This window comes from Ensifer sp. ENS08, assembly GCF_014852195.1.
Lineage (GTDB): Bacteria > Pseudomonadota > Alphaproteobacteria > Rhizobiales > Rhizobiaceae > Ensifer > Ensifer adhaerens.
In genome coordinates this window covers 300,297-315,050 of sequence record NZ_JACVBF010000005.1, presented here as the reverse complement: position 1 = coordinate 315,050, position 14,754 = coordinate 300,297, and the positions used below count along the sequence as shown (strand labels likewise).

The 14,754-nt window shown below is 60.6% G+C and carries 14 protein-coding genes; 7 read left to right on the top strand and 7 right to left on the bottom strand.

Annotated features, from left to right (window positions below; genetic code table 11):
- Positions 1–18: 18 nt before the first annotated feature.
- The 5 genes from IB272_RS15100 to IB272_RS15080 all read right to left on the bottom strand — a co-directional run bounded on the left by IB272_RS15100 (position 19) and on the right by IB272_RS15080 (position 4,586).
- On the bottom strand, positions 19–1,098 hold the full coding sequence (locus IB272_RS15100; protein WP_060607859.1) for a glycine betaine/L-proline ABC transporter ATP-binding protein: 1,080 nt from the start codon (positions 1,096–1,098) through the stop codon (positions 19–21).
- A complete protein-coding gene (locus tag IB272_RS15095) occupies positions 1,091–1,978 on the bottom strand; it encodes a proline/glycine betaine ABC transporter permease (RefSeq protein WP_060519178.1) in 888 nt (295 codons plus the stop codon). The genes IB272_RS15100 and IB272_RS15095 overlap by 8 nt, the downstream gene beginning before the upstream one ends.
- 103 nt (positions 1,979–2,081) lie before the next feature.
- Complete coding sequence (locus IB272_RS15090) at positions 2,082–3,083, bottom strand: ABC transporter substrate-binding protein (protein ID WP_060519180.1); 1,002 nt, start codon at positions 3,081–3,083, stop codon at positions 2,082–2,084.
- A 65-nt stretch (positions 3,084–3,148) separates the two neighbouring features.
- Positions 3,149–3,949 carry a pyrroline-5-carboxylate reductase dimerization domain-containing protein gene (locus tag IB272_RS15085; RefSeq protein WP_034799983.1) on the bottom strand — a complete coding sequence of 267 codons (801 nt, stop codon included), beginning with the start codon at positions 3,947–3,949 and terminating at the stop codon, positions 3,149–3,151.
- A 7-nt stretch (positions 3,950–3,956) separates the two neighbouring features.
- Complete coding sequence (locus IB272_RS15080) at positions 3,957–4,586, bottom strand: TetR/AcrR family transcriptional regulator (protein WP_034799984.1); 630 nt, start codon at positions 4,584–4,586, stop codon at positions 3,957–3,959.
- A gap of 147 nt (positions 4,587–4,733) precedes the next feature.
- On the opposite strand from IB272_RS15080, the gene IB272_RS15075 reads away from it, so the two are divergent.
- The 6 genes from IB272_RS15075 (at position 4,734) to gfa (ending at position 11,047) form a co-directional block, all read left to right on the top strand.
- The gene (locus IB272_RS15075) at positions 4,734–6,770 is read left to right on the top strand and encodes an NADH:flavin oxidoreductase (protein WP_060607857.1); all 2,037 of its coding nucleotides are present in this window, start codon (positions 4,734–4,736) and stop codon (positions 6,768–6,770) included.
- 2 nt (positions 6,771–6,772) lie between these two features.
- Positions 6,773–7,378 carry a dimethylsulfonioproprionate lyase family protein gene (locus IB272_RS15070; RefSeq protein ID WP_060607854.1) on the top strand — a complete coding sequence of 202 codons (606 nt, stop codon included), beginning with the start codon at positions 6,773–6,775 and terminating at the stop codon, positions 7,376–7,378.
- 45 nt (positions 7,379–7,423) lie between these two features.
- Positions 7,424–8,173, top strand: a complete 750-nt coding sequence (locus IB272_RS15065) for an electron transfer flavoprotein subunit beta/FixA family protein (RefSeq protein WP_192340531.1) — start codon at positions 7,424–7,426, stop codon at positions 8,171–8,173.
- A gap of 22 nt (positions 8,174–8,195) precedes the next feature.
- Positions 8,196–9,137 (top strand): electron transfer flavoprotein subunit alpha/FixB family protein, encoded by a 942-nt coding sequence (locus tag IB272_RS15060; RefSeq protein WP_192444531.1) that lies wholly within the window; start codon positions 8,196–8,198, stop codon positions 9,135–9,137.
- Between the two features lie 91 nt (positions 9,138–9,228).
- Entirely contained in the window at positions 9,229–10,356 is a 1,128-nt protein-coding gene (locus IB272_RS15055) for an S-(hydroxymethyl)glutathione dehydrogenase/class III alcohol dehydrogenase (protein WP_077961485.1), read from the top strand.
- Between the two features lie 118 nt (positions 10,357–10,474).
- Complete coding sequence (gene gfa / locus IB272_RS15050) at positions 10,475–11,047, top strand: S-(hydroxymethyl)glutathione synthase (protein ID WP_060609992.1); 573 nt, start codon at positions 10,475–10,477, stop codon at positions 11,045–11,047.
- A gap of 45 nt (positions 11,048–11,092) precedes the next feature.
- On the opposite strand, the gene IB272_RS15045 is transcribed toward gfa, so the two are convergent.
- A complete protein-coding gene (locus IB272_RS15045; protein WP_192444530.1) occupies positions 11,093–12,178 on the bottom strand; it encodes a hybrid-cluster NAD(P)-dependent oxidoreductase in 1,086 nt (361 codons plus the stop codon).
- The gene (locus IB272_RS15040) at positions 12,168–13,421 is read right to left on the bottom strand and encodes an aromatic ring-hydroxylating dioxygenase subunit alpha (protein WP_034801946.1); all 1,254 of its coding nucleotides are present in this window, start codon (positions 13,419–13,421) and stop codon (positions 12,168–12,170) included. The genes IB272_RS15045 and IB272_RS15040 overlap by 11 nt, the downstream gene beginning before the upstream one ends.
- A 122-nt stretch (positions 13,422–13,543) precedes the next feature.
- On the opposite strand from IB272_RS15040, the gene IB272_RS15035 reads away from it, so the two are divergent.
- Entirely contained in the window at positions 13,544–14,455 is a 912-nt protein-coding gene (locus tag IB272_RS15035; protein WP_034801943.1) for a LysR substrate-binding domain-containing protein, read from the top strand.
- Positions 14,456–14,754: the final 299 nt, after the last annotated feature.

Below are 14,754 nucleotides of genomic sequence, written 5' to 3'. Positions count from 1 at the left end.
TCGCCGGCCGATCCGCGCTTACGCCGCGTTGGCCGCGATTGCCATTGCGCGATCGTTCGTCTCGTGCGCATTGACCATGGCGCCCGCGAGCTGGCGGAAGGTGACAGTGCCGAGAGGCATTCCGGACGGATCGACGACGGTGATATCACCTTCGGGTGCAGAGGCGAGCGTACGGACCGCTTCTTCGATTGTGAGATCGGCGGCAATCCGTTGCCCACTGTCGGCTGCAGTTGCACCAAGCGGTGCCATGATCGCCTCCACATGGACAACGCGGCCCCGGTTCACCTCCTTGACGAAATTGGCGACATAGTCGTCGGCAGGCCTCAGCACGATATCCTGGCTCGTGCCCTGCTGGATGACCTCGCCGTCGCGCAAAATGGCAATCTGGTCACCGAGCCTCAGCGCTTCGTCGAGGTCGTGGGTGATGAAGACGATCGTCTTTTTAATCTCCTTCTGCAGGTCCAGAAGCACCGTCTGCATGTCCGTGCGGATGAGAGGATCGAGGGCTGAATAGGCCTCATCCATCAAAAGCACCGGTGCGTCGTTGGCAAGCGCGCGGGCGAGCCCGACGCGCTGCTGCATGCCGCCGGAGAGCTGATTGGGATACTTGTGCTCGAAGCCCTTAAGTCCAACCCGTTCCAGCCAGCGCATGGCAGTATCGATGCTTTGTGCGCGCGCTACGCCCTGGATTTCAAGGCCGAAGATCGTGTTGTCGAGCACGCTTCGATGCGGAAGCAGCGCGAACTTCTGGAACACCATGGCGGTCTGGTGGCGGCGGAACTCGCGCAGTTCCGCCTCTGGCATCTTCGCCACATCGACGCCGTCGACGAGAACTTCGCCGGCCGTCGGATCGATCAGCCGGTTGATATGCCGGATGAGCGTCGACTTGCCCGAGCCGGAAAGCCCCATGATCACCTGGATCGAGCCCGACGGCATCTCGATGTTGATGTCGCGAAGGCCGAGCACGTGCCCGTGACGCTCGTTCAGTTCGGTCTTGGTGAGGCCGTTCTTAACCGCCTCGACATGAGCCCCGGCATTCGGTCCGAAGATCTTATAGAGATGGCGGATTGCGATGCCGCCGAAAGCGTGCTCAGCCATGGACCACCTCCCGGTGCTTCTGCAATCGTTCGCCATAGGCCTGGCTGACCCGGTCGAACATGATGGCGATGCCGACGATCGCAAGACCATTGAAGATACCGAGCGTGAAGTACTGGTTGGCGATCGCCTTCAGTACGGGTTGGCCAAGACCCTGAACACCGATCATCGAGGCGATGACGACCATGGCAAGCGCCATCATGATCGTCTGGTTGATCCCTGCCATGATGGTCGGCAGCGCAAGCGGGAGCTGCACCTTGAAGAGCTTCTGCCGGTTGTCGGCGCCGAAGGCATCGGCCGCCTCCAGTACGTCCTTGTCGACCAGGCGAATGCCGAGATTGGTGAGCCGGATCATCGGCGGGATCGCGTAGATGACGACGGCGATCAGGCCCGGCACCTTGCCAATGCCGAGCAGCATGACGACGGGGATCAGGTAGACGAAGCTTGGCATGGTCTGCATGACGTCGAGCACCGGGTTGACGACCCGCTGGACCCTGTCGGAGCGCGACATGAGAATGCCGATCGGCAGGCCGATCGCGATCGACAGGATCGTGCAGACGAAGATCATCGAGATCGTCCGCATCGTATCGTCCCACATGTCGAAGTAGCCGATGAGCAACAGCGTCACGAGACAGCCGGCGGCGATGCGAATGCTTCTGGTCGCTGACCAGGCGATGGCGAGGATGAGGAGCGTGATGATCGGCCAGGGCGTCTTGGTCATGAACCGTTCAGAAGCGATTAGAAAATGCTGGAGCGGCGCGAAGAAGCCCTCGATCAGATCACCGTAGTTTCGGGTAAAGCCGCGAAACGTTTCGTCGATGACTTTCTTGAGGTTTCGAAGCGCGTTGTCGTCCATGCTGGGAAATTGATAAAACCAGTCCATTCGGTTCCCCTTCTCGAAAGAGCCGATGCGTTCTTGTTGTTATGTCGGCGAGAACGGTGCGATATGCTGAAGGCACACCGCACCGGGTTTTCGGCCGTGCTGACTACAGCGCAGCCTCGATCTTGGCGGCGGCCTCCGGGGAGACCCACTTCTTCCAGATATCCGGGTTTTCTTCGAGGAAGTGCTTTGCACCTTCCTCGCCGCTCGCCTGGTTGTCGGTCATCCAGGCCATCAACTTGGCGATTGTCTCGTTGCTCCAGGAGCGCTTGTTGAGGTACTCCATGACCTCGGGGCCAGCTTTTTCGGAAAAGGGCTTGGCGACAAGTGTCACGATCGTATCGACCGGCCAGGCGCTCGGCTTCGGGTCAGTGCATTCGGCAACCGTAATGCAACGCTTCCACTCGGCTGCGTCATAGGGGACGCCTGCCTCAAGCTGCACCATCTCGTATTTGCCAAGCAGGGCGGTCGGTGCCCAGTAATAGCCGACCCAGCCTTCCTTGCGCTCATAGGCCTTGGCAATCGAGCCGTCGAGGCCTGCTGCCGAGCCGGTGTCGACCAGCGTCCAGCCGGCCTTCTCTGCTTCGAAGGCCTTGTAGAGCTGTGCGGTCACGACCGTTCCACCCCAACCCTGTGGACCATTGAAGATCGCGCCCTTGCTCGGGTCTTCAGGATCCTTGATGAGGTCGGGATGCTTCAGGAGATCGGGAATACTCTTGATGTCTGGATGGGCATCGGCGAAATACTTCGGGATCCACCAGCCCTGAACGCCGCCATCGGGCAGCGGAGACCCGACCTTTACGATACGGCCTTCTTCGGTTCCCTTCTTGACCACGTCGGGAAGCAGATCGATCCAGGCCTCGGGCGCGATATCCGGCTCGCCTTTTTCCGCCATGGAGGTGATCGTCGGTACGGTATCGCCGATGGTGATTTCGGCGCTGCAGCCGTAACCTTCATTGAGGATGATCTTGTCGAGATTGGAAATGACCTCGGCACTTTGCCAGTTCATGCTGGCGATGGTGACGCTGCCGCAGTCTGCCGCGCTGGCGAGCGACGAACCGGCGACGGTCCCAAGGAACAGGCATGTCGATGCAAGCAAGCTTTTCATTATCGTTCCCTCTTTTGGCGGCTTTTCTTCTGAGGCGGGGCGCCGCGGACCCCGTCTCAACGACGCTAGGAGGCTTCTCCCATGCGAACCGATTTCCTGAACGCAGCCCTCAATCCGCGTGAGACGGCGGTATCGAATCCGGCCGCGCGCATCTCCTCTATCGCGGCCGCGGTGGTGCCGCGATAGTCGAGGAAGGTCTGGACAATGTCGGTCGGACAGTCGTCACGCTGCTCAAGCAGCCGACCGGCACCCGTGATAAGGGTATTGACGGCACGCTTGGCGATCTCGGGAGCCAGTCCTTGCGAGACGGCGTCTGCCATCATCGCTTCGGCGAGCAGCGCCGGAAAGGCAGGCCCGGATCCGGTGAGGCCGGTCAGATAGTCGATTTCCGCTTCTGAATGCACTTCATCCTGAGAACCGCAAGCATCGAAGATCGCCCTTATGATGTCTCGATCGTCGTTCTGCAGCCCGGCGGCTGCGACCCACGGCGTGTAGGACTTGCGGACTTCGGCCGCCGCATTTGGCAGGGTTCGGGCCACGCGGTCCGTCCGATGATGCTCAACAAGGGCGCTGAGGCGGATGCCCGCCATGACGGAGATGACAAGCTTGCCCTCGGCGACAACGTTCAGGCTGAGCCAGTCAGCCGGACGGACGGAGAGAACGATGACGTCCGAGCGGTCGGCAAGTGCCTGATTGTCCGATGTCCAGAAGGAGCGGTTGAAACGGTCGGGGCGCTCGCTGCGATAGGAGAGCGACAGGTTCTGAGGCTCGACGATGCCGGCGTCGAGAATGGCGTCGGCGATTGCTCCGCCCAGCCATCCCGCACCACCAATTACGCCAACCCTCAAAGGCCCGCCCGTTTCCATGCTTCTCTCACTCTGGTTTGTAGCCATGCCGGGCGAAGAAGCGATCGAGCTCCCTCTGCTGTGGTGTTTGTCCGGTGTAAATCGCGATGTATTCCGGAATGCGCTTCATGCGGAGCGCAAGATCCTCCTTGGACTGCATCGAGATGTATCCAATCTGGACCAGGTAGGTCGTTCGTGCGCGAACGTCCGCCGGTCCCGCGTCATATCCGAACCGCATGAACATGCGGCCCAGCGCCTCCATTCTCGCCTGATCGGCCTCATGGACTTCGGCCTGTATCTCGGGCGATTGCAGCGCCCAGCTGCGAACGGCGAACTCGAACTGGGAGTCGAACAGTTCCTTGTTCACCCAGCAGTCGAAAACGTTCAGCATCGCCTCGGCCAAGGACTCCGCATAGGCTTCGGACTGTTTGACCAGATTGCCGGTATTCTTCTCCCTCCAGCGCGCGACGAGGGCACTCAGCAGTTCCTCCCGGTCCTTGAAGAACCAATAGAAGCTGGTCCGGGAAAGATTGAGCCGTTTGGCCAACGGCAGGATCTTCACCGAGTCCACGCCCGACTCGAGCAGGGAGTCATAGGCGGCCTCGAGCCATCCCTCCTGAGAACCGCGCCAGCCAGTGTCAGTCATCGCCTGTTCCATGATTGCCTCCTAACAAATCCAAACGGCCGTTTCAAGCAAAATGTACATATGTGTCGAATATCTGAACCACGGTGTTTTTGATTATTGACACCTATGTACATTTCCGCTTACCGTTGCGATAAATTCCCATAAACCGGAGCCCGTCGCATGTCGAACGATCCCCTGCTTCAGCCGTTTCAGTTGAAGCATTTGACCCTGCGCAACCGCATCATTGTTACGTCTCACGAGCCTGCCTATCCCGAAGACGGCATGCCGAAGGACCGCTACCGCGCCTATACCGTTGAGCGGGCCAAGGGCGGGGTGGCGCTGACGATGACCGCCGGCTCGGCGGCAGTGTCCAAGGACAGCCCTCCGGTCTTCAACAACCTGCTCGCATACAAGGACGAGATCGTGCCTTGGATCCGGCAAATGACCGACGCCGTGCATGAAGAGGGGGCTGCGATCATGATCCAGCTCACGCACCTCGGCAGGCGTACCCGCTGGGACAAGGGCGATTGGCTCCCGGTCGTTGCACCCTCACATCATCGCGAGGCAGCGCACCGAGCCTTTCCCAAGAAGCTCGAAGACTGGGATATCGAGCGCATTATCAAGGACTTTGCGGACGCCGCCGAACGGATGAAGGCGGGCGGTATGGATGGTGTCGAGCTGGAAGCCTACGGGCATCTTATTGACCAGTTCACCTCGCCGCTCACCAACGAACTCGACGGTCCTTATGGAGGTTCGCTCGATAACCGCCTGCGCTTTTGTTTCGACGTCTTCAGGGCCATGCGCGAAAGGGTCGGCAGCGACTTTATCCTTGGCGTTCGCTATACGGCAGACGAATGTCTTCCCGGCGGGACAGGAAAGGCCGAAGGCCTGGAGATTTCCCGTCGTCTCAAGGAAAGCGGCCTCATCGATTATCTGAATGTCATCCGCGGTCATATCGATACGGATCCGGGCCTCACAGATGTCATCCCGATTCAGGGGATGGCGAGCGCACCACATCTGGATTTTGCCGGCGATGTGCGCGCGGCAACCAAGTTTCCAACCTTTCATGCCGCCAAGATCCAGGACGTGGCGACGGCTCGTCACGCAATCGCTGCCGGCAAGGTCGACATGATCGGTATGACCCGCGCCCACATGACCGACCCGCATATCGTGCGGAAGATCATGGAAAAGCGCGAGGATGATATTCGCCCCTGCGTCGGCGCCAACTACTGTCTCGACCGCATCTATCAAGGTGGCATGGCTTTCTGCATTCACAATGCGGCGACCGGTCGCGAAGAAACGATGCCGCACCGGATCCCGAAGGCTGCCGTTCGCAAGAAGGTCGTCATCGTCGGTGCCGGTCCGGCCGGCCTTGAGGCTGCTCGCGTCTCGGCGGAACGGGGTCATGAGGTCGTTGTTTTGGAGGCCGCGAACAATCCGGGCGGTCAAATCCGCCTGACGGCCCAGAGCGAGCGCCGGCGGGAAATGATCGGCATTATCGACTGGCGCATGAGCCAGTGCGAAAAGCTCGGCGTCACCTTCCGGTTCAATACCTGGGCCGAGGCTGAGACGGTACTCACCGAAAAGCCCGATGTCGTCATTATCGCTACCGGTGGATTGCCGCACACAGAGGTGCTGTCGAAGGGCAACGAACTCGTCGTTTCCTCCTGGGACATCATCTCCGGTGATGTGAAGCCTGGAACCAACGTGCTCATCTTCGACGACGCCGGCGACCATGCGGGCCTCCAGGCTGCCGAGTTCCTCGCCAAGGCCGGTGCCAAGGTGGAAATCATGACACCGGACCGCTCCTTCGCGCCCGAAGTCATGGCGATGAACCTCGTTCCTTACATGCGCTCGCTGCAGAAACTCGACGTCACCTTCACAGTCACGTACCGGCTGGAGTCGGTTGAAAAGAGTGGCAACCAGATCATCGCCCATGTTGGCAGTGACTATGGCGGCGTTGCCAAGCAGCAGACCTTCGACCAGATCGTCGTCAACCACGGAACCATCCCGCTGGACGACCTCTATTTCGAATTGAAGCCTGGCTCGCGGAACCTTGGCGAAGTCTCCTACGACGAGCTTATTGCCGGCACGCCGCAGTCCGTCGAACGCAACCCGGAGGGCGCCTATCAACTCTTCCGGATCGGCGATGCCGTTGCGGCCCGCAATACACATGCGGCCATCTACGATGCGCTGCGTCTTGCCAAGGACATCTGAGAATGGCGCGGTTTGACGCCTTGCAAGCGTTTTTGGACGCGGCCTTTGTCGCGTTCAACCAGTTTTCACAGGATCTGAGGGCGCGCCAGTCACTCATGCAGATTTTTGCCCAGCTTGAAGCGCCGCAACCGCAACGTCTGGACATCGGCAAGCGCCTCCCGGTCTGCAGCCAACATCTCGACAGTGTGCTGGCTGCAGAAACCGGCCGATCGTCCCTGGATACGCTAATCAGACGCTTCTCGGACCTTGAACCGATGCTCGAATGGAAGTGGCGCTCGGTCTACGACCATACGGCCAGCGAAAATTTCTTGGTGAGCCACGCCAATGCGATGATCGCCGGACCGGGCGGCCTGGAGGACCGGAGGGACCTCTGGCTCGGCGCGACGCTGATGGCGCCGTATGTGCGTTATCCCGACCACGACCACGCCCCGGAAGAGACGTACCTCGTCCTGTCGGAAGGCGAGTTTCAGCATGGCGATTCCGAATGGTTCTCACCCGGGATCGGAGGTTCCTTCTACAATCCGCCTGGCGTCAGACACGCCATGCGGTCGGGTGAAAAACCGCTGTTTGCATTCTGGGCATTGTTGCCTGATCGACCGAGGCACTGACGAAAGGGCGTTCGGCCGAGACCGAGCGCGGGAGAAAGGTTTGCCATGAAAATACTTGTGACGGTGAAACGGGTCGTTGACTACAACGTCAAGATCCGGGTGAAGGCAGACGGTTCGGGCGTCGAACTTGCGAACGTGAAGATGTCGATGAACCCGTTCGACGAAATCTCGGTCGAAGAGGCGCTCAGGCTGAAGGAAGCCGGCAAGGCTGAGGAAGTCGTCGTCGTTTCCGTTGGTCCGGCCAAGGCCGAAGAGACGCTGCGCACGGCGCTTGCCATGGGTGCCGACCGCGCCATCCTGGTTGAGACCGAAGACCAGGTCGAGCCGCTCGCTGTCGCCAAGATCGTCAAGGGCGTGGCCGAGGCTGAACAGCCGGGCCTGATCATCGTCGGCAAGCAGGCAATCGACGACGATTCGAACCAGACCGGCCAGATGCTGTCGGCCCTGCTCGGCTGGGCGCAAGGCACCTTCGCCTCCAAGGTCGAGATCGGCGATGGCAAAGCAACCGTGACGCGCGAAGTCGACGGCGGTCTGCAGACCATCGACATCAAGCTGCCGGCCGTCGTCACCACCGACCTGCGTTTGAACGAGCCGCGCTACGCCTCGCTGCCGAACATCATGAAGGCGAAGAAGAAGCCGCTCGACAGACACACCCCGGCCGACTTCGGCGTCGACACCGCCGCCCGCCTCAAGGTGCTGAAGACCGAGGAGCCGTCGGGCCGCAAGGCCGGCATCAAGGTCAAGTCGGTCGCCGAGCTCGTCGAAAAGCTTAAAGTCGAAGCCGGCGTCCTCTGATTTAAGGAAGGGAGATTTTATCATGGCCATTCTTCTTCTGGCTGACCACGACAGCAACCACCTTTCCGACCAGACCGCCAAGGCGCTGAGCGCGGCCTCGAAAATCGCCAGTGGGACTGGAGCCGATGTGCATGTTCTCGTTGCCGGCGCCGGCGCGAAGCAGGCTGCCGAACAGGCGTCCAAGCTTGCAGGCGTTTCCAAGGTGCTCGTTGCCGACGACGCCTCGCTTGCCAACAACCTTGCCGAGCCGCTCGCTGCCCTGATCGTCTCGCTCGCTGGCAGCTACGACACGATCGTGAGCGCCGCCACCTCGGTCGGCAAGAACGTCATGCCGCGCGTTGCAGCGCTGCTCGACGTTTCCCAGGTGTCCGAAATCATCGAGGTCGTCTCTTCCGACACCTTCAAACGTCCGATCTATGCCGGCAACGCCATCCAGACCGTACAGACGACCGAAGCCAAGCGCGTCATCACCGTGCGCACCGCTTCCTTCGCTTCCGCCCCTGAAGGCGGCTCGGCCGCGATCGAGAGCGTCTCGGCTGCCGCCAACCCTGGCGTTTCCTCCTTCGTCGCCGACGCGCTGTCGTCGTCCGACCGCCCGGAGCTGACGTCTGCCAAGATCATCATCTCGGGCGGTCGTGCGCTCGGCTCGTCGGAAAAGTTCCAGGAAGTGATCCTGCCGGTGGCCGACAAGCTCGGCGCTGCCGTCGGCGCTTCGCGCGCTGCGGTCGACGCCGGTTACGCTCCGAACGACTGGCAGGTCGGCCAGACCGGCAAGGTCGTTGCCCCCGATCTCTACATCGCCTGCGGCATTTCCGGTGCCATCCAGCACCTCGCCGGCATGAAGGACTCGAAGGTCATCGTCGCCATCAACAAGGACGAAGAGGCGCCGATCTTCCAGGTCGCCGACTACGGACTGGTTGCCGATCTCTTCGACGCTCTGCCGGAGTTGCAGAAGGCTTCGTAGGTCCGTTTTTAAGCGACCGAACCCAGGTGGGCTGACCGTGGTTCGGTTGGCCCTTCCACGCGATTGAAGCATCAACGAAAAGGATACCACAGTGGATGTACGCGCCGCCGTTGCCGTTCAGGCAGGCAAGCCGCTCGAGGTCATGACGGTTCAGCTCGAAGGCCCGCGGGCCGGCGAAGTGCTGATCGAGGTCAAGGCCACAGGCATCTGCCACACCGACGATTTCACCCTGTCCGGCGCCGATCCGGAAGGCCTGTTCCCTGCGATCCTCGGCCATGAAGGCGCCGGCATCGTCGTCGACGTCGGCCCGGGCGTGACCTCGGTGAAGAAGGGCGACCACGTCATCCCGCTCTACACGCCCGAGTGCCGCTCCTGCCCGTCGTGTCTGTCGCGCAAGACCAATCTGTGCACCGCGATCCGCTCGACGCAAGGCCAAGGCCTGATGCCCGACGGCACCTCGCGCTTCTCGATCGGCAAGGACAAGATCCACCACTACATGGGCTGCTCGACCTTCGCCAACTACACGGTGCTGCCGGAGATCGCGGTTGCCAAGGTCAACCCGGACGCCCCCTTCGACAAGATCTGCTACATCGGCTGCGGCGTGACGACCGGCATCGGCGCCGTCATCAACACGGCACAGGTGGAAATGGGTGCGACTGCGATCGTCTTCGGTCTCGGCGGCATCGGCCTCAACGTCATTCAGGGCCTGCGTCTTGCCGGCGCCGACATGATCATCGGTGTCGACCTCAACAACGACAAGAAGGCCTGGGGCGAACGCTTCGGCATGACCCACTTCGTCAACCCGAAGGAGGTCGGCGACGACATCGTGCCTTACCTCGTCAACATGACCAAGCGCGGAGCCGACCAGATCGGCGGCGCCGACTACACCTTCGACTGCACCGGCAACACCAAGGTGATGCGCCAGGCGCTCGAGGCCTCGCATCGCGGCTGGGGCAAGTCGGTGGTCATCGGCGTTGCCGGCGCGGGCCAGGAGATCTCTACCCGGCCATTCCAGCTCGTCACCGGCCGCAGCTGGATGGGCACCGCCTTTGGCGGCGCGCGCGGCCGCACCGACGTGCCGAAGATCGTCGACTGGTACATGGAAGGCAAGATCGAGATCGACCCAATGATCACCCATACGATGCCGCTCGAAGACATCAACAAGGGTTTCGAACTGATGCATTCGGGCGAGAGCATCCGCAGCGTGGTGTTATACTGAGCGCGGGTTGAGGACCGTTTCCAGACTGCAAATGCACTTTTTGCGCCGCAGCGTGATCTAGCCGGCGGCGCCAACAAGCAGCCGGGCATTGTGCGCCGGCCAGAAGGAGGAGAAGCCCATGCCAAGCATTGCGATCCATCCATCCCTCGACAGCGGGTTCAAGGCGACGGACGCTGCCTTTTCCGGCGGCACGCTGGTCTGCAACTGCGCGAGCAATCCCGTGAAAGTGCGCGTCAAGGGTGATATCGCCCACAACCATGCTTGCGGCTGCACAAAGTGCTGGAAACCCGAAGGTGCGGTGTTTTCGGTCGTTGCCGTCGCACCGACGGCCAACGTCGAGGTGCTGGAAAACGGCAACAAGCTTGCGGTCGTGGACCCGGCGGCGCTGATCCAGCGCCATGCGTGCAAGGATTGCGGCGTACACATGTACGGCCCGGTCGAGCGTGACCACGCGTTCAAGGGGCTTTCCTTCGTTCATCCTGAGCGCTTCCAGGAGGCAGGCTGGGCAAAACCGGGTTTTGCCGCCTTCGTATCGTCGATCATCGAGAGCGGCTATGACCCGGCCGGAATGGACAGCATGCGCGCGCGGCTGCGCGAACTGGGCCTCGAACCCTATGACTGTCTCAACCCAGTCCTGATGGACGTTCTCGCCACCTGGGCGGCCAAGAAGAGCGGCGCGCTTCCTGCCTAATAGTCAGACCGCTGACTGTCCGCTATGTCGATCGCTAGGCCAAGCCTAGCGATCGACGACGAGATCACTGAGCGGCTTCGAACAGCAAGGAAGGAAAAGCCCAGCATCGATCTCTCGTTGCCTTATCCCGCCATTGTGGTTCATCTCGACCGAACCCGATACGAGCTTGGACTTGCACGTGCCGCAGACGCCGTTCGAACACGATGAGGCGAGTTTTACGCCCGCTTTCTTTGCGCAGGAAAGCACGGTCTGCTCGCCCCCGATTTCGATCTTGCGGCCCTGTTTGGAGAACTCGACCTGGAACGTTCGGGTCGCCGGCTGATCGACGATAGGAATATCCGGGGTGTCGATCACGGCCGCATCGAAGCTCTCCTCGATGTAGTTGGATTGCGGAACGCCGAGTTCGGCAGCGATCGTGCGCGCTGCCGCCATGAACGGGGCAGGGCCGCAGCACATGACAATGCGTTCGGCGATATCGGGAACAGCAAGCTGCAAGTAAGCAGCCGATATGCGTCCCGTCAGGCCATGCCAGTTGGTTTCGCCGGTAACGACTTCCGGCAGAAACTGCAAGCGCAGGCCCTTCATCCGGTTGGCGAGTGACGCGAGTTCGTCGCGGAAGATGAGGTCCTTCGGGGTTCGCGCCGCGTGCATGAAGACGACGTCGACAGGCTCGCATGTATCGGCCAATTCGCGAACCATCGCCATGACCGGTGTGATCCCCGACCCTCCCGACAGAAAAAGGTACTTCCGACCGTTAGGGCGAATGAACTGGCCGAGGGGACCGTTCGCCTTGACCTTGGCGTTGACCGTGAGCCGATCGTGAAGCCAGTTCGAGATCTTGCCGTCGACGACGCGCTTGACGGTCACCGAGAACGCATTGCTGCGCTTCGGCGAGGACGAGATGCTGTAGCAGCGGCTTTCCGGCTCGCCCTCGATATCGAGGTCGAACAGGAAATACTGACCGGCTTCGAAGGCAAAACGTTTGCCTTCGGTGGACGCAAAGGTAAAGGTCTTCACGTCGTGTGTTTCCTGATGGACATCGATGCAGACCAGGTCCTCGTCCGCGTCGCGGCTCCAGATATCGCTCGGCTCGAGACGCCCGGCGGAAGAAAAGTTGCTCTTAGTATCCATGGGCGCGCATCCGATCGATGTACCACGACGCGAATTTGTCGAGGTTTGTTTCGGAGAAGGGCGAGTAGGGACCCGGCACGTAAGCGGGATCTTCGACGCCGGCGTGGGAGCGGGCGACCAGTTCGGCGTCCTGCTCGGTTGTGGCGATCCAGACGTTGGTGAGCTTTTCGAGTTCGTAGTCGACCCCCTCGACGGCATCCTTGTGCACAAGCCATTTCGTCCGCACGAGCGTCTTGTCGGCCGATAGCGGAATGACGATCGAAACGACGGCGTGGTCGCCCATGAAGTGGTTCCAGCTGTTGTGACCCCAGAGATGCATGTCGCCGAGATCCTTGCGCGACATCGTGCCGAGCAGCTTTGCCGAGGCAGCGGTCGCGTCGGGCGTCTGGGATTCGCCCGCCCCCGAAATGATCAGCCGTTGCGTCCGAAAGTTGGTGGTGCAGTCCACCAGTTGCTCGACCGCCGCGGAGGGGTAGCCATCTGCCTCCCACCGCCTGGTGCGCTCCTCATACAGCGAAAAATGCTCCTCCGCCTGGGCGCGATCTTCCGGGCTCAAAGCGTCCGGATCGAAGCCGAAATCGAGGTCGACGAAGGAGACGCAGAGCTCGGGATGGTTGGCGGAACAGTGGTAGCATTCACGGTTGTTCTCGATCGTGAGCTTCCAGTTGCCTTGTTCGATGACATCGGATTCATACGCGACCTTGGCGTTGGCGATATCGTAGGGAGCAAGCCGTTCTGCCATGACCCCGACGAGACGCTCAATATCTTCGGGCGGATCGTTCGAAAGGCAGACATAAACAAGGCCGCCAACCGACTTGAAGATCACGGGCTTGAGGCTGCGGCATTCCTTGTCGAAGCTCTTGCCCATATGGGGCGCATAGCTCAGTTCACCGGAAAGCTCATAGGTCCAGGTGTGGTAGGGACAGACAAGCTTCGAAACGATCGTCTTGCCTGGATCGAGCAGTCGGGCGCCTCGGTGGCGGCAGACATTGTGCATGACGCGGATCCCGCCGTCATCGTCGCGCAGGAGGATGAGGCTGGTCTTGCCAATATCGACGACGGTTGCATCGCCCGGCTCCGGTACATCGCATTCAAGCCCAATGCAGATCCAGTGCCGGCGGAAAAAGACCTCCAGATCCGCCTCGAAGACATCCTCTCGCGTGTAGAGACCGGCGGGAAGCGAATGGCCCTCCGCTCTTGCATCAAGCAGCGATGATATGGGAGAAGAAAATGTCTGCAGCATAATTCCACCTTATGTTCCGATCGGAAGCTCGAGGGGCTCCACAAAGAGGATCGCTCAGGCGCGGCAGTCGCTCAACGGCACAAATATGCGCGTTTCACATTACCAAATGTAATGGATCCAAGATGGTCAATCTGAGGAAGAAACTCCCCCCGCTCACCGCGCTGACGGCCTTTGAGGCAGCGGCTCGATTGTCGAGCTTCACACGGGCCGCGACGGAACTCGGCGTGACGCAGGCGGCTATAAGCAGACAGATCCATTTGCTCGAAGAGGACTTTGGGTTCCCCTTGTTTCGGCGGCTTCATCGCAAGATCGAACTGACTGATAAAGGCCGGCTGCTTTACGCAGCGGCGGGCGACGCGTTCAATCTTATTGCCGACACCGTTGCGGATCTTCGGTCGGAGGGAGCAGATGACGAGCTGGCAATTGCAGCGACCATCTCCTTTTCACATTTCTGGCTGCTGCCAAGGATCGCTGCGTTTTCTCGAGCCTACCCCGAAATCAAGCTTCGCATCATCACACAGGATGCTCGAACGAGTATCGAGGCTAGCGATGTGGACCTGGCGATCCGCTACGGGACCGGTACCTGGCCGGACGGCCAGGCGGAGTTCTTGTTCGAGGACGAGGTTTTCCCGATTTGCAGTGCAGATTATCTGGCCACGGCGGATCCGATCCGCACGCCGGGAGACCTCATCAATCATCCGCTGATTACGAGCGATATTGATGACCCGACATGGACGGGCTGGGATGAATGGCTTGCAGCATTTTCCGTAAAGGCGCCGAAACGCGCCCGCGGCCTGCGATGCAGCTTCTATACGGAAGCCATTTATGCGGCGATGAACGGGCAAGGCATTGCGCTCGGTTGGAACCGCCTTGTCTCCGACCTTATTCGGCAAACTCGTTTGGTCCGCCTTACCGAAGCCTCCATTCGCACCAGGGCGGCATATTTTGTCGTGGTGCCGGCGAGAAGACCGAAAAAGGAAAGCGGACGGCTGTTCATCGAGTGGCTGCGCGAGGTCTCTTCAAGCGCTGAATGAGAGATCGTCCGTAACTTGTGGTCGGGGGCCGATTTAGCGCGTCCCGCCACTCTTCTTTTTTGAGAACTGAGCGACAGCCGTTTGGTGATCGATAAATGCTCCTTCACGGCGGCCGGGCTCGCTCCGGAATGAGCCAATGCGACGCCTTTTTTGCCGCGCCAACCGATGCGCTTGCCGAGCACATAAGACCTTTGCCGGCCGCCATAAGACTGAGGTCCTATGGCGGAACCTCTCGCGGTAACTAACTTGGTCAGAGGGATTCGATCTGTTGATGATCGGTGGCACCTGCGTGGTGCCGA

Bases quoted from the DNA above. Each gene is read 5' to 3' on its own strand.
- IB272_RS15100 (WP_060607859.1), bottom strand. From the start codon at position 1,098: ATGGCTGAGCACGCTTTCGGCGGCATCGCAATCCGCCATCTCTATAAG.
- IB272_RS15095 (WP_060519178.1), bottom strand. From the start codon at position 1,978: ATGGACTGGTTTTATCAATTTCCCAGCATGGACGACAACGCGCTTCGA.
- IB272_RS15090 (WP_060519180.1), bottom strand. From the start codon at position 3,083: ATGAAAAGCTTGCTTGCATCGACATGCCTGTTCCTTGGGACCGTCGCC.
- IB272_RS15085 (WP_034799983.1), bottom strand. From the start codon at position 3,949: ATGGAAACGGGCGGGCCTTTGAGGGTTGGCGTAATTGGTGGTGCGGGA.
- IB272_RS15080 (WP_034799984.1), bottom strand. From the start codon at position 4,586: ATGGAACAGGCGATGACTGACACTGGCTGGCGCGGTTCTCAGGAGGGA.
- IB272_RS15075 (WP_060607857.1), top strand. From the start codon at position 4,734: ATGTCGAACGATCCCCTGCTTCAGCCGTTTCAGTTGAAGCATTTGACC.
- IB272_RS15070 (WP_060607854.1), top strand. From the start codon at position 6,773: ATGGCGCGGTTTGACGCCTTGCAAGCGTTTTTGGACGCGGCCTTTGTC.
- IB272_RS15065 (WP_192340531.1), top strand. From the start codon at position 7,424: ATGAAAATACTTGTGACGGTGAAACGGGTCGTTGACTACAACGTCAAG.
- IB272_RS15060 (WP_192444531.1), top strand. From the start codon at position 8,196: ATGGCCATTCTTCTTCTGGCTGACCACGACAGCAACCACCTTTCCGAC.
- gfa (WP_060609992.1), top strand. From the start codon at position 10,475: ATGCCAAGCATTGCGATCCATCCATCCCTCGACAGCGGGTTCAAGGCG.
- IB272_RS15045 (WP_192444530.1), bottom strand. From the start codon at position 12,178: ATGGATACTAAGAGCAACTTTTCTTCCGCCGGGCGTCTCGAGCCGAGC.
- IB272_RS15040 (WP_034801946.1), bottom strand. From the start codon at position 13,421: ATGCTGCAGACATTTTCTTCTCCCATATCATCGCTGCTTGATGCAAGA.
- IB272_RS15035 (WP_034801943.1), top strand. From the start codon at position 13,544: ATGGTCAATCTGAGGAAGAAACTCCCCCCGCTCACCGCGCTGACGGCC.